Here is a 14231-nt window from a genome sequence, read left to right on the forward strand (position 1 = left end):
AAATACTTCCGGACGCTTTACTGTTCTCTACTTATAATTCCAAAATCAATACCTTTATTTTAAAACCATGTATATCAATAGCTTATGTTTTAAATGCCAAAATATTTTAACGATATGCCGTAAATTATACAGGTGATTCGAAATCACGTTGTAAATAATATCAGCTCTTAAGTGTATATAAAACAAAACCGGGGACGTGCAGGTCCCCGGTTTTGTAATCAGTTATTAAGGCTTCTCTTTATTTCTTTTTTAAAGATAGAGCTATTAGTATAGCAAGCACTGTAAACAGGCCCATTTGCAGCAAAACCATGCTCCAGCCACCATGCTTCCATACTGTTATCCCGGTAAGCGCACCCAGCGCCCCGCCTATAAAATAGGATGTCATATAAACCGTGTTGATGCGGCTGTTGGCCGAGCTGTCCAGCGTATAAATAAGTGCAATATTGGTTATTTGTATAGCCTGTACGCCAACGTCTATAAGCAGTACCGCCAGTAGCAGCACTGTAACAGATACAGGAAAGAAGTACAGCAATACTATACTTAGCAGTACGAAACTGAGCGAAACCATCAATACTTTTTTAGGGCTATCGCTCTTGTCAGACAGTTTTCCTACTATAGGGGCCAGTAAAGCGCCACCGGCTGCCAGCAGCCCGAAGAGGCCAATAGTATCAGCTTTGTAGTTAAAAGGCTCTCCGCTTAAATAAAAGGTGAGCGTCACCCAAAACGAACTTAATGTCCCAAATACCAAAGCGCCTAAGAGGGCTGCCATCCGCAATGTTGAGAAACGCCTAAGCTGAAAGAGTACCGATGACAACAACTGAAGGTACGAACCTTCAAAACGTTCCTTAACTGACGGAAAATTACCCTGCATCATTATAGCGGTAAGGGCTACCAGTCCTGCTGATATCCTATAAACATACTGCCATCCTATCCATTCTGTAATAAATCCGCTAAAGACTCTTGCTGTAAGTATGCCTACCAGTATTCCTGTAAAAATTATACCAACTACCTTACCCCTATTTTGCGATACCAGGCTTGCGGCCATAGGCAATATTACTTGTGCGGTAACCGCAAAGAGACCAATAGCCAGGCTTGATGCGTACAGCGAAATGATACCCTGCGACAACGACATGGCAATTAATGCGCCCATCAGCAAAATCTGAAGCAATAGTATAAGCCTCTTGCGCTCAATTTTATCTCCCAGCGGGGTAATAAATAACAGCCCAAGGCCATAACCTGCCTGCGACAATGGGGCGATCATGCCCACATCATCTCCCGATATGCCCAACGAATTCCCAATTTCATGCAGTATGGGTTGGCAGTAATAAATATTGGCAACACAAATTCCGGCTGTAATAGCCATAATTAATATTTGCGCTTTAGATAATTCTTTAATTGGTTCCATAATATAATTTTTATCGAACAGTTAGCTTTTTAATCATTTCGGCAGAAAGTGAATCGGCATACATACCGAATGCGCTGGTAAGCACTCCTTTGATGCCGAGGGATACCGATGTAATGCCATATACAATATCTTCATCGCCGGGATCTGTAGCGCCTTCAAAGCGGAAGATGTAAGCAATATCAAATTCGTCCGGCGACAAGTCGTGTTGATCATTATCATACTTTATACAGTTTTCGCCAAGGTTAAAATCATGTATAAATCCTTCGCTGTTAAGCCACAAAAGAGCTTCAGTAACAGTGTCAAATGCGGGTTGCTGTGTATTCATCCTGAAAATAGTAATGCCTGCACCAGTATTGATGCAGGCATATTATGTTTATTATTGTTTTATAAATTTAATTAATTCCTCATTAAACTTATCTCTTTCCTCCAGAAAAATGGCATGCCCGCTTTTTTCAAAGGTAACGAGCTGCGAGCCTGCTATTCCTTTATTCATTTGCTCTGCCAGTGCATAGGCTACGATCTTGTCCTCTTTAGCATGTACAATAAGTGTCGGTACCTTTATTTTAGGAAGGTCGCCCCTCAAATCTTCATCCCGAAGTGCCATCAGGGCCTGTTCCATAGCGTAGGGCGACGACTGCATTTCTATATCCCCCATCCATTTTCCAATGCCGGGAGAAATAGCCTCGGGGGTCAGCGCAAACTGAGCGCCTATAGCTGCCAGTAGCCCGGGCCTGTCGGTATTATTAAGCCCTATCCAGTTGGTAAGATCCTCTTTTTTTGCAAAAGGATAAGGAAAATCCGCCCTTTTAGTTTGCACAGGGGCTGCTGCCGATAGTAACACCAGTTTGCTAACGTGTGCATTATTGTATTTAGCGGTATAGTGCAGCGCAATGGCCCCTCCCATAGAATGGCCTACTATAGTTGCATCGGTAACATCCAGTTCATCAAGCACGGCTTTAATGTCATCGGCAAACTGGTCATAGTTGTACTTGCCATAAGGCTTATCCGAAAGGCCAAAACCTCTTAATGTAATGCCTATTACCCTGTAACCTTCCTTAATAAGCGGATGGTACTGGTATTCCCACATGGCATCGCTCAGCGGATAACCGTGTATAAATATTACAGGTTTACCATCACCCAAATCGGTTACGTGCAGTTTTACATTAGGCGCAGCCTCAATATATTCTGCTCTTGCTTTTACAGCAGTTTCTGTTGTTGTTTTCATTGTAGTTTCAGTTTTTTTGTCGCTGCATGATGTAGCCAGCGCGAGCAGCAATAGTATTGCGCCCATATTATTTATTAGTTTCATTTTTAATTGAATTTAAGATTAAGCAAAAAGATATTTTTTCAATTCAGCGGCTGCCTGCCTGAACAGCGCTTTGGTTTGAGGCAGGTGGGCAAGAGGGTTAAGAAGCCCCCAGTCATGTATCATTCCGTTATAACGGATAGTGGTAACTTCAACACCGGCTTCGTCCAGTTTACGGCCAAAAGCTTCGCCTTCCTCTCTTAATACATCGGCCTCGGCAACCGGGATGAAAGTAGGTGGGAAATGTTTCAGGATATCAAGGGGTGCGTTAAGCGGAGAGGCGTAAATTTCTTCGCGCTGATTTAAATCGGTGGTATACTGGTCGTACATCCATTTCATAAGGGGCGTGGTTAGGAAACGGTCCTGCCCAAATCTTTGGTAGGTCTCAGTCTCAAAATCAGCAGCTACGATAGGCCATAACATAATAAGGTTAGCGATTTTCGGACCATTGTTTTGTATCGACCTTATGGCTGTAACGGCAGTCATATTAGCGCCTACGCTGTTGCCCACAATAGCCAGCCTGCTGCCGTCTGCGTTTATTTCGCTGCCGTTTGCCGCTACCCATTTTGCAACTGCGTAAATTTCCTCAGTTGCCTGGGGGTATTTGGCCTCAGGAGACGGGGTGTAATTCACAAATACACCAACAGCCCCGCTCAAAACTACAAGGTCGCGTACCATGCGTTTGTGGGTAGGGTAATCGCCCAGCACCCATCCGCCACCGTGGATGAAAATGAATACAGGAAGCATTTCGTTGTTTCCTTCCGGCCTTACAATGTTAAGCGTTACATTGTAGCCATCCTGGGTAATGGTTCTTTCAGATTCTTCAATGCCTGAATAATCTACCTCAACCGATTTTTGTGCATTTGCCAATACCAGCCTTGCTTCCTCCGGGGACAGGGTTTCTAATGGTACACCACCTGAGTTTAATGCTGTAAGGAACTCCTTTGTAGCTGTAGAAATTGCAGGGTCCTGATTGAATGGTGGAATTGTAATTTGGTTTTTCATAATGTATTGATTTAATTAAAATTAATTATCGTTATACATTACAAGAAACCAAAAGCGTTCCTAAATAAACAAATCACTATTATTCAACACATTACAGTATTTGTATGATTTATTTTCTACGATATTTCGTGAAATTATAAACGTTTAATAAATACAGAAGAAAGAGGTTATTGCCCGGCAGAATAATGCCGTTTCTTAATGCCCAGCCTTTCCATTTTTGACTTTAGGGTAGTAGGAGGCATTTCTAAGAGGGCTGCGGCACCGCTTGCGCCCGATATTTTCCCATTACAAAATTTAAGAACCGTAAGGATATATTCTTTTTCAAATTCGTACCAGGGCTTAATGGCATTACCGGGTGTGGCAATGTCTTTATTGTTGGTTATCTGCACCTCTTTTATAACCTTGTCCGGCGTTAAAAGGAATGCTCTTTCCAGCGCATGCTCCAGTTCGCGTATATTCCCCGGCCATGGATAAACCCTGAGGGTATTGAGCGCTTTTACAGCAATGGTTTTAAGTGGCTTTTTATTTCTTACGGCATTGCGTTGTATAAAAAAACTTGCCAAATCAGGGATATCCTCTGTTCGTTCGCGTAATGCCGGGACTTCTATAGCGAATACATTGAGCCTGTAATAAAGGTCGGCCCTAAAATTACCTTTCTTCACTTCTTCCTGCAAGTCCCTGTTTGTAGCGGCTATAATCCGGGTATCCGCAATAATACTTCCGTTGCCGCCTATTCGCTGTATTTCCCTTTCCTGCAGGGCGCGTAGTAGTTTTACCTGCAATTCCATGGGCATATCACCTATTTCGTCAAGAAACAGGGTTCCTTTATCGGCCTGCTCGAACTTGCCTTTTTTTTGCGCTATAGCACCGGTAAAGCTTCCTTTTTCATGCCCGAAGAGTTCGCTCTCCAAAAGGTTTTCTGGTATAGCAGCACAATTGACTTTTATTAGCGGCTGCATGCTCCGGGCGGAATTATCGTGTATTGCTTTTGCCACCAGCTCCTTGCCTGTACCACTTTCACCAAGTATAAGCACACCACTGTTGCTACCGCTTACCAGTGTTATAAGGCTCCGTACTTGTTGCATGGCCGCGCTCTTACCTATAATACCCATATCGTTAGCCTGTGCCATATCTTGAATTTCCGGCTCCGGGATTGTTATTCCCGGGATTGCTTTTTCAAAAAGGAGTATATTGGTAAGCGTGATGCCTAATTGTAGTGACAGCATTTTAATAAGTCGCTGGGTATTTCTTTCGGGTTCGTTTCCCCTGCCAAAGCCAAAAAAAGCCACTCCTTTACAATACTTTGACGAAAGGGCGACCGAAACCAAACTAAAAGAATACAATTGTAAGGCCTCTTTGAGAAAAGATGGAAGGCCGGGCGCTTTTGCAGCATCACTTTTTGAGATTACAGCAGGCTCCGGGGAATTTAGCGCTGATGCAAAAATTGCAGAACTGTCGGTAAATAGTGTGGTTTTGTGTTTAGTATAATCAGCGGGAGTACTATGGTATTGAAGCCTGTAGCCTTTTCGAGGCTCATCTTCAATGCAAATGGAAAAATGGTTGAATCCAATTGTGCTTTTAACCACGTTGCTTACCACATCATGAAATTCTTTTCGCGTGGTGACCGGAGCGAGGCTTTCGCATAATGAAAATAACAGGGATTGTTCCTGTTCCCTTTGCTGTATGCGTGCTATGATCTCATCCTTGTCCGGGCTGCCTGCCATGGTGTATTACTTTTTTATAGGTAAAAATACATAAAATGTTGTATTCTTATTCCTGCTTTAGCCATACATTGGCATAGGTATCAGGATGCCTTTTGAACTGCGCATGAACATAAGGGCAAAGGGCAATAACTTTAAGGTTATTTTCCCTGCTGTATTTCACCATCTCTTCCAGCAATAACTTAGCATAGCCTTTACCTTCGGCAGGAGGCTCAATGCCGGTATGGTATACGGTAAGCTTTTCATCTTTAAGGCTTATGACCATTTCACCAATTTTACTGTCTTCTTCATAAAGGTTAAAAGCACCGTGTTGTTTCGCATCCAGTTCCAGTTTTATTTCAGTCATACAAATTGGTTTAAAGGTTAGTAATGTTCCTGCTGGATACCCAGCTTTTTCATTTTAGAGTATAGTGTTGTGGCTGGTATTTTAAGTATCTCGGCAGCGCCTCCGGGTCCGAATACCTTACCGCCGCAGGCCTGCAATGCCTGCATAATATGCCTGCGTTCCATATCTTCCAAAGATTGCAGTCCTCCCGTTTCTCCACTTTGCGGCGCAGGAAGAGCCACATTAGCCGGAAGGTTAACCTGGCTTATTTCTTCGGATGTGGCAAGCAGGGTACTGCGCTCTATTAAATGCTCTAGTTCCCGTATATTGCCCGGCCAGTTATAGTGCTGTAGCTGTTCCATTGCTTTTTGCCCAAAGCCATTAATATTTCTGCCGGAAGCGGTATTAAATTTTTTAAGGAAATATTCCGCCAGCAGTGCTATGTCTTCCTTCCGTTCCCGTAGCGGCGGCAGCTCAACAGGAAACACATTAAGCCTGTAGTAAAGATCCAGCCTAAAACGTCCTTCGGCAACTTCATGTTCCAGGCTACGGTTGGTCGCCGCTATAATGCGTACATCAACCTTTATGGTCTGGTCACCACCTATGCGTTCAATTTCTTTTTCCTGTAATACCCGCAGCAGCTTTACCTGTGCATCTAAAGGAAGTTCGCCAATCTCATCGAGGAACAGCGTACCACCATCGGCCTGTTCAAATTTGCCAATCCTTCGGGAATTTGCACCGGTAAAAGCGCCTTTTTCATAACCAAAAAGCTCTGATTCCATTAACGATAATGGCAGCGCAGCACAGTTAACAACCACTATAGGCTTATTTTTCCTGGCCGAATGCTCGTGTATCGTGTGAGCGATCCTTTCTTTGCCTGTGCCGCTTTCGCCAGTTATAAGTACCGAAGTTTCAGTAGGGGCAACAATATTGATTTTGGACAATACAGCCTGTAACAACGGACTGTTACCAACGATCCCCGTAAAGGCTGCGTTTACATTGGTTTGCGGGTTGGCCGTCGCTCTATTTTCCAGAGCATAACGGTACCGTGCAATATCAAGCATAACCAGGAGGTCCTTCTCCCTGAAAGGCTTTACCATAAAGCCATAGGGCTGCGTTTTTTTGACAGCCTCAAGCGTAGTCTGGTTGGTATTGGCAGAAATAAATAGAAATGGTGTCTTGCATTTTATTAGTTCCCACGCCAGGTCAATCCCGGTTTCATCACCTTTAAGTATAATGTCAAGGAGTACCCACTGGGGCTTTTTGGCAGTAATCATAGTGCGGGCCTGTGCCGCAGACGAAGCAATACCTACCACATCATAACCACCCTTTTTTAATATCATTTTCAGGTCATTAGCTACGATAAACTCATCCTCAACAATTAATATTTTCTCTTTATTTTCCATTATCATATACCGCTTATACAGCGGCCTGTCTTTTTATAAAGTTAATAGTTATTATTACGCCGTTACCCGACTGGATAGTAAATGTGCCGTCCAGCTGTTCGGCGAGCCCTATCATGAGATTCATACCAAGGGAATCTGTCTCAGCCGATTCAAAATGCTCAGGAAGTCCTATACCGTTATCAGAAATGCGAAGCAGGTAGTTATTATCGCTGTCTTCCAAAAGAATATTTATAATGCCTTTACGTTCAGGAAATGCATATTTAATCGCATTGGTTATGGCCTCATTAAGTATTAGCCCCAAAGGTACAGCCTGCGCCACATCAAGGTCTATGGCAGCAAGGGAAAGCTTAAACTTAATCTTGCCTTCATGGTCAAAGCTGTCTTTTAAATAATCGGCCAGCTCTTTAATGTACCATGGCATATTAATGCTGGAAAGGTTCTCTGTCTGGTACAGTTTCTGGTGGATAAGAGACATGGCATGCATCCTGTGCTGGCTGTTCTGTATGGCTTCCAGCGCTTCCTCGTTATCAAGGTAAGCCGATTGTGTGTTAAGCAGGCTTATTACTATCTGTAAATTGTTTTTAACCCTGTGGTGTATCTCTTTTAATAGCCATTCTTTTTCAGCAACAAGGCGTTCCAGCTTATTGTTCTTTCGGTTAATCTCGTCCTGCTTGGCCTCCAGTATGGCATTGGTTTTGCGTTTCATGCAGTACCTGCTGTAAAGCAATCCTATAATTATGCACAGTACAACAACGCTGCCAATGAAGATGTACCTTATAACAAGCTCATTTTCAATTCTGGCTTGCTGCAGTTGGCTTTTGTTCGTAAGCAATTTAATATTCCTGTCCTTTTTTTCAGTATCATATTTCAGCTGTAAATCGGCAAACTGCTTTGTATTGTTGATATTAAAGACAGAATCATTCAGTTGCTTATAGTTTTTTAAATGCTGAATGGCCCCAAGATAATTACCCGTAGCAGAATCTACTTCAAAATGGGTCTTTTCAAGCTGGGTAAGATTATAGATGTCATTGTTTTTCCGGCTTAACTGCTTCAGCTTTTCAATATATCCATAGGTTTTTGCTGCCTGCCCTGTTTTTAGTAAATAATGTATCATTGCATAGTACATTTTTTCCTGCTCCATGGGGTTTTTAACCTGTCCGCTTGCACATGTAACTAATTGGTCATAATAGGGTTTTGCCTTTTCATGTTTTTTTAACTCGCAGTATAATAATATATAAAGTGATGCATATTCTATATCACAATTTTCTTTGTGATAATATTTGTACCCGTTATTCAATACTTCCAGGGCTTCAGCAACTTTACCCCGACCTAAAAGCCCGCGAGCGGTATTAATAGTGATAGAGGTTACACCCTCGGTATCATTATTTTCTTTTGAAATAGCGATTGCCTTTTTATAATACTCAACCGACTTGTCGTAAAATTTCAGTTCAGAGTATATCGTGCCTATCAGATTTTTTATAATGCTTCGCCATAATGCATCGGCTTCGGGAGTTGTTTCAGTTACTTTGTCGGCAGCAAGGGCATAAGCAAGTGCGTTTTCATATTTACCCTGTGTCCTGTAATCCATCGCCAGCATGGTGTATTCCTTATACAGGGCCGGCTCTTTGATTTTCTTTTTAATTTTAACGGCATCAAGTGCAAATTTTATAGAAGTATCTATTTCATCAAGGCCGTTATAAAGTACGGAAAGTTCGGTGCGTGTTTCTGCCTCTTTAAGAAATGCACCTGCCTGTCTGTATAAGTCAGCGGCTTTTAGAAAGTACTGCTCTTTTTTAAGCAGGTCATTTTCCGGAACCTCATAAGCAATAGACATATAAACGGCAGCCGCCTCGGTTTTGAGCCCGTTCGAAAGCGCATATTGCAATGCTTTGTACTTTAATTTTGAAGAATAAGCGCTGTCACCATTTTCCGCTGCAATTTCACCTTCCAGCAGCATATTTTGTGCTAGCTCCTTCTTCATTCCCAACTTACTGCTAAGGCGTATAGACCGTTTATTAAATAGTGAAGCACTATCCAGGTCGGTTTTTATATTCCCTTCCTTTTCAAAGTAAAACCGGGCTGCCTGATAGTAAAGCCCTGCTTTTTTTGTCTCGTCTTTTTCCTTAAGAAGTTTATTGCTAATTTCATTAAACCGGGTGTTGCCTGGCGACTGCGCAAAGACATTTAAGGATATGGCAAATATAATGATAAGCAGTACTTTAGATTTCATATTAGTATGGTTGTAAACCGTTAACTGAGTGGCAACTACTTCTGTTTTCATCCCGAAGATAAGCACGTTTCTTAAATACACCACCCGGTTGTAATGTAAATTCCTATTTATTTTAAATGTGCCCTGAGCATCCAGGCCATTTTTTCATGGGTTTCCAAAAGGCTTGTTATAAAGTTGCTGGTTCGGTAATCTTTTAGTTCCGATGCAAGGCGGTCACTATTTTCGCGCAGGTATATGATAATGCTCTCATGGTCTGACAACAGTTCTTTTATAAAACCGATGCTGGTATTTTCGTGGCTTTTTGTTTCGGACAGGTGTGTGAGGTCCAAAAAACTTTTAAGGGTTCCCGGAGCGTAGTGACCGAGGGTTCTTATCCGTTCGGCAACACTGTCAACAATATCATCCATCTGATTGTACTGCTGTTCAAAAAAAAGATGCTTGTTATAAAAATCGTTACCTTCAACATTCCAGTGCGCATTTCTCGTTTTTGTATGTAATACATATTCATCGGCAAGTATCCTGCACAGTATCATCGCTACGGCAGCCCTGTTTTCTTCGGTAATTCCAATTTGTGTTTCCATTGTAATTATAGTTTCTTAGATTTCTATAGTTTTCAAACGGCATGCCTTTTACTTAAAACTCTGTTTTTCAATATTTAAATATAATCATTAAAGTAATTAATTACTATATATCGTGATTTTACAAAATACTACGAAGCCTTTTAAAATACCAAGCCCTGTTTTCAAAAGTAATATTTAATGAATTTGCTACAATCCTGACCTTTTTAATTTAGTGATTTAAATACGAACATAAAACTTAAGGAATTTGTAGAAACGGCACCCGCTTCAAAAAGAAAAGGGGCAGCTACCTAAAGCTGCCCCTCTGACAGGGAAATCCTTTTCTTCCAAAGTAACCCAAACTTTTGGAAACCCAACGAACTAACCCAAATTTATTCTACACGACACATTAGCGCTTCAATGTCTTCTTCTGTTAACACAGGGTTTGCCCCTGCCGATGCCGCTACAAGCGCCCCTACGGCACAGGCATAGTCTATGGCGCGCTGCGGATCCTGCCCAGAAAGTAGTCCCATAACAAGTGTGGCCAGGAACGAGTCACCTGCCCCTACCGTATCAACTACCTTTACCGGATAGCCGTTATTGCTGTAAAGGCTGCCTTCCCACATCAGCACGGCGCCATGCTTGCCTTTGGTAGCACACATAGAGCGCGTCCCAGTTTTATAAGCTATAAATTCCATATTGTCTTCCAGTAAGGTATAAGGCGAACCCATGCCTGCGGCAATTTCAAGCAATTCTTCATCATTGAATTTTATAAAGCTTGCCGACCTGATAAGGCTTTCTATGGTTGCCTGTGTGTAGTGCGGCGGACGCAGGTTAGCATCAAACACCTTGTAAATATCATTTTTAAGAAGTTCCTCCAGCGAACGCTTAGAAACTTCATCGCGGCACACCAGGCTGCCATAGATCAATACATCGGCATCACCTGCAAGGCTGCGGGCATAATCTGTCAGCTCTATCTTGTCCCAGGCAGACGGGTAACTTATTTCATAACTTGCACTGCCGCGCTCGTTTACATACACTTGTACTAAACCTGTAGGATATTCTTCTGTCCGTATTATACCCGTTGTATCCAGCCCCTGCGCTTTTACATAGGCTACAATTTCATCACCATCGGCATCTTGCCCAACGCAGCTTATCATAGCCACTTCGCAACCAAGGCTTTGCATCCTGAGGGCAAGGTTTAACGGTGCGCCGCCAATTTTTTTACCATCGGCAAAAACGTCCCAAAGTACCTCGCCATACGATACCGCTTTAAGTTTCTTCGCTATATTCATTCAGATAATAATTATAATTTAAGGTTTTAAAACCTGTAATCCTGTTACACTTGCCGTAGCTCCGCCTGTGGCTATAAGCCCCCAGTTTTGCTGTTCACGGCCGTAAATTCGGTTCGTTAATGCTACTTTACCATTTATATAAACTACACAAACGCTGCCGTCTGCAATAATATCGATGTTATATGCCGTGCCCTGGGATATAACCATCGGGATACGGGTAACCAGATCGCCATTGCTGTTGTAGGCAGCAATACGGTTCTGCGCGGGCTCCAACACAACTTTATAGTAAGTATTATCGCTCACGTTAAAGTAAAAACCTGCCGAGCCAACAGTATTTGTAAGCGAAAGCTGTGCCCCGATACGAACTTTTTTACCGGCTGCGTCAAAGGTTGCCATTGCATCTCCCGCTTCGCTGTTAAGCGTATAGCCGCCGTTACTTTCGGTTACCTGGCCGGTAGAGGTCGTCATGCTCACTGCGCTGTTTTGTGTAAGCAGCCCGCTTATAGCATCCGGCGCTTTTGTAGCAAGGGTCCCATCGGTATTCTGCACCAGTTCATGTATTACAAGGTTGCCCGCCCATTCCTTACCACCGGTGTCATTTTCCGGAGCTTTGCGTGCAGCCCAGCCAAAGGCATATCTCTTATTGCCGTCTGATGCTGTTTTTGCAGCATAGTAATATTCTCCGTCTATGAGATCGTTCGCAGGTTTTGTCCACGGCCCGTTAATGGTTGTTGCCATGCGGTAGTGGGTGCCTTTGTTGCCGCTCCAGTTTTCGCTGAACATCATGTACCAGTAACTGCCCATTTTAAACACATCGGCGCACTCCATCATCAGGTAGCTGTCTTCCGGTGTGGTGGTATACAACGGCCCTTCGGTTATCCAGTTGCCGCTGGCAGGGTCGGTAGTTGTAAATTTAAGCAAAACCGCTTTACGCGAAGGGTCGGTTTGTGTGCTCACCAGCATCCAGTATTTACCGTCGTCAGGATTTTGGAATACCTGCGGGTCGCGGAAATCATAATCGAAATACCCGGCAGGCGCCGTTATTTTGAAAGATGGCTGCTTGGTCCAGGTCTTCATATCAGTACTGGTAGCCAAAAGCACGCTTTCGCGCGGGTTATTAGCACGGAACGCCGCGATATCATTATGCCCGGTGTAATAAAAATAATAGGTACTACCCACTTTTACCATGCTGCCTGTTCCTATGCCAAAATCGGGTTCGTCCTGCCCTCCGTAGGGTATCCTCTGCCCTTCGTAGGTAAATGTGGCAAGGTTGGTAGTGCTATATTCATGGATATCATGAAACCCTTTTCCTGCAGGTTTGTTTATAGCATCGTGCAAAAAGTAAATATGCCAGGTGCCATCTTCATAATACGGCATTACATCTCCGGTATAGCCTGCGCTATAGTACGGCTCGTCGCCACCCATCCATTGCGATGGCGGTGCAGGATAAATGCTGCTCATTTCTGTTTCGCCGCCCATTATCGAGCCGCCTGTGTACCTATCGTCATTCGAGCACGAAAGGAACGAGAGTGTTATGGCAGCTGCTAACCCTATATATTTTAGTTTCATTGTGATCATTTTTATTATTGCCCAATAAGATAGTTAAGGCTGTTTTGGGTAAGTGTTTGTATGTTTGTAATAAAGGAATTAGGCTGGCTTGGGTTCCCATTAGCGTCGGGCTCATTATACCAGTCATAAGCCCCCATAGATATTATTACAACGTTGGCATCGCCGTTATTGCCCCATTCCGCAACAGTAACGCGTCCGTTAAGGGCATCGTCCCAGGATTCGCTGGCCAGGTTCATGCCGCCGGTCTGGCTTCTCCAGCCTGCACCGTTATTATAGCCGCCCCATTCCGGTAAAAACCACCATGCGGTATGATTTAGCCTGTAGGTTCCGCCCTGCAACAAATTTGCTTTTCCTGACTGGAAGGTTTCCAGTCCCTGGAATATAGGGTGGCCTTCATGCCCCACAAAAGACATTCCCCAGGAGTTACTGTCTACGCCTCCGGCAGGTAAAAAATCACCAAACACATTGTTAGGGCCTTTACCCGCAGGTACTACACCCAGCGCATCTACATACTGGCTTGCAAATGTGGTAAGCAGCAGGTTGCCTCCATTGGCCCTATAGCTTTGCAGCGCCGCTGTAACAGCAGGGTTAAACGCTATTGACGGCAAGGTTTGCGCCGAATCGTAGTGCCACCAGATAACATCAATATCGCTGATGCTTGTTCCCGAATTGATCTGTGTAAAAGAAAGGTACTGTGCACCACTGTAATTGGCGAACAGCCAGTCGCACGCGGTTTTTTCGTCCATATTGGTAATGGCTTCATGGGTGGCGGCTGTGCCGAGGAAAGCGACAGTGAGTCCTTCTACAGGAACACCTACAGTTGCCGTATAGATTACCGATGTGCTACCCGATGTTACCGTAAATACCACAGGGTTCGTAAAATCTATAGTACTGCCCGAAGCCGGAGCGATACTTACCCCTTCATTTAGCTCGATAACGGGTTGTAGCGCCGTAAGATCGGTGCCCGATGGCAGCGTAAGGTTTATGGTATGAGCGGTGTTATTAATAACCGCTGCCAGGTTGTTTATTTTAAAGCTGACTATCGGAGCAGCGACTGTTACGTTTACCGTGTAGTCTTTAAACAGGTTGCCGTTTACGACACGGAACACTACCGGCTGGCTAAAATTTACGGCCTGGCTAAAATCAACATTTAGTTCAGCGCCCTCAGGTATTGCTACATCCGCAACTTCAGCGCTTACACTACTGCCAAAAGGCAAGGTGACAGTTATAGTACCGGCATTATTGTCAATAACACCTTCCGTACCGTTTATACGGAACGATTCAACGCTTACAGCAAGGTTATTTTCAAAGCCTGTTTTGTCAAAACTTTCTTCGCACGAAAACAGCACAGCTATAAGCGCCAGCAGCAGCCCCGCTTTATGAATGCTTTTTTTATATACTTTTTTCATAAT

Annotated in this window: 12 protein-coding genes; all 12 read right to left on the reverse strand. The window is 43.6% G+C overall.

Translation table 11 applies throughout. From position 1 onward, the window contains the following. Positions 1-238: 238 nt before the first annotated feature. The 12 genes from AAEO56_RS11805 to AAEO56_RS11860 all read right to left on the reverse strand — a co-directional run bounded on the left by AAEO56_RS11805 (position 239) and on the right by AAEO56_RS11860 (position 14228). The gene (locus tag AAEO56_RS11805; protein ID WP_341697266.1) at positions 239-1405 is read right to left on the reverse strand and encodes an MFS transporter; all 1167 of its coding nucleotides are present in this window, start codon (positions 1403-1405) and stop codon (positions 239-241) included. A gap of 10 nt (positions 1406-1415) precedes the next feature. After that, the gene (locus tag AAEO56_RS11810; protein ID WP_341697267.1) at positions 1416-1730 is read right to left on the reverse strand and encodes a phosphoribosylpyrophosphate synthetase; all 315 of its coding nucleotides are present in this window, start codon (positions 1728-1730) and stop codon (positions 1416-1418) included. A 51-nt stretch (positions 1731-1781) separates the two neighbouring features. Then, entirely contained in the window at positions 1782-2714 is a 933-nt protein-coding gene (locus tag AAEO56_RS11815) for an alpha/beta fold hydrolase (protein WP_341697268.1), read from the reverse strand. 18 nt (positions 2715-2732) lie between these two features. Beyond that, positions 2733-3716, reverse strand: coding sequence for an alpha/beta hydrolase (locus AAEO56_RS11820; protein WP_341697269.1), 984 nt, complete (start codon positions 3714-3716; stop codon positions 2733-2735). A 167-nt stretch (positions 3717-3883) separates the two neighbouring features. Continuing rightward, positions 3884-5440 (reverse strand): sigma-54 interaction domain-containing protein, encoded by a 1557-nt coding sequence (locus AAEO56_RS11825; RefSeq protein ID WP_341697270.1) that lies wholly within the window; start codon positions 5438-5440, stop codon positions 3884-3886. A 46-nt stretch (positions 5441-5486) separates the two neighbouring features. Continuing rightward, positions 5487-5783, reverse strand: a complete 297-nt coding sequence (locus AAEO56_RS11830; RefSeq protein ID WP_341697271.1) for a GNAT family N-acetyltransferase — start codon at positions 5781-5783, stop codon at positions 5487-5489. Positions 5784-5800: 17 nt separating this feature from the next. Beyond that, positions 5801-7168 (reverse strand): sigma-54-dependent transcriptional regulator, encoded by a 1368-nt coding sequence (locus AAEO56_RS11835; protein WP_341697272.1) that lies wholly within the window; start codon positions 7166-7168, stop codon positions 5801-5803. A gap of 13 nt (positions 7169-7181) precedes the next feature. Further along, positions 7182-9398 carry a tetratricopeptide repeat-containing sensor histidine kinase gene (locus AAEO56_RS11840; protein ID WP_341697273.1) on the reverse strand — a complete coding sequence of 739 codons (2217 nt, stop codon included), beginning with the start codon at positions 9396-9398 and terminating at the stop codon, positions 7182-7184. Positions 9399-9505: 107 nt separating this feature from the next. Further along, positions 9506-9979: a Dps family protein gene (locus AAEO56_RS11845; protein WP_341697274.1), complete on the reverse strand. Its 474-nt coding sequence runs from the start codon at positions 9977-9979 to the stop codon at positions 9506-9508. Positions 9980-10347: 368 nt separating this feature from the next. Beyond that, a complete protein-coding gene (locus AAEO56_RS11850) occupies positions 10348-11250 on the reverse strand; it encodes a carbohydrate kinase family protein (RefSeq protein ID WP_341697275.1) in 903 nt (300 codons plus the stop codon). Positions 11251-11268: 18 nt separating this feature from the next. After that, entirely contained in the window at positions 11269-12819 is a 1551-nt protein-coding gene (locus tag AAEO56_RS11855; RefSeq protein ID WP_341697276.1) for a glycoside hydrolase family 32 protein, read from the reverse strand. Positions 12820-12833: 14 nt separating this feature from the next. After that, positions 12834-14228: a DUF4960 domain-containing protein gene (locus tag AAEO56_RS11860; RefSeq protein ID WP_341697277.1), complete on the reverse strand. Its 1395-nt coding sequence runs from the start codon at positions 14226-14228 to the stop codon at positions 12834-12836. Positions 14229-14231 lie beyond the last annotated feature (3 nt).

The organism is Flavobacterium arundinis (assembly GCF_038289855.1).
Taxonomy (GTDB): Bacteria; Bacteroidota; Bacteroidia; order Flavobacteriales; family Flavobacteriaceae; genus Flavobacterium; species Flavobacterium arundinis.

Excerpts from the sequence above, each read along its gene's own strand:
- AAEO56_RS11825 (WP_341697270.1), bottom strand. The coding sequence starts at position 5,440 with ATGGCAGGCAGCCCGGACAAGGATGAGATCATAGCACGCATACAGCAA.
- AAEO56_RS11830 (WP_341697271.1), bottom strand. The coding sequence starts at position 5,783 with ATGACTGAAATAAAACTGGAACTGGATGCGAAACAACACGGTGCTTTT.
- AAEO56_RS11805 (WP_341697266.1), bottom strand. The coding sequence starts at position 1,405 with ATGGAACCAATTAAAGAATTATCTAAAGCGCAAATATTAATTATGGCT.
- AAEO56_RS11815 (WP_341697268.1), bottom strand. The coding sequence starts at position 2,714 with ATGAAACTAATAAATAATATGGGCGCAATACTATTGCTGCTCGCGCTG.
- AAEO56_RS11855 (WP_341697276.1), bottom strand. The coding sequence starts at position 12,819 with ATGAAACTAAAATATATAGGGTTAGCAGCTGCCATAACACTCTCGTTC.
- AAEO56_RS11845 (WP_341697274.1), bottom strand. The coding sequence starts at position 9,979 with ATGGAAACACAAATTGGAATTACCGAAGAAAACAGGGCTGCCGTAGCG.
- AAEO56_RS11810 (WP_341697267.1), bottom strand. The coding sequence starts at position 1,730 with ATGAATACACAGCAACCCGCATTTGACACTGTTACTGAAGCTCTTTTG.
- AAEO56_RS11835 (WP_341697272.1), bottom strand. The coding sequence starts at position 7,168 with ATGGAAAATAAAGAGAAAATATTAATTGTTGAGGATGAGTTTATCGTA.
- AAEO56_RS11850 (WP_341697275.1), bottom strand. The coding sequence starts at position 11,250 with ATGAATATAGCGAAGAAACTTAAAGCGGTATCGTATGGCGAGGTACTT.
- AAEO56_RS11820 (WP_341697269.1), bottom strand. The coding sequence starts at position 3,716 with ATGAAAAACCAAATTACAATTCCACCATTCAATCAGGACCCTGCAATT.
- AAEO56_RS11840 (WP_341697273.1), bottom strand. The coding sequence starts at position 9,398 with ATGAAATCTAAAGTACTGCTTATCATTATATTTGCCATATCCTTAAAT.
- AAEO56_RS11860 (WP_341697277.1), bottom strand. The coding sequence starts at position 14,228 with ATGAAAAAAGTATATAAAAAAAGCATTCATAAAGCGGGGCTGCTGCTG.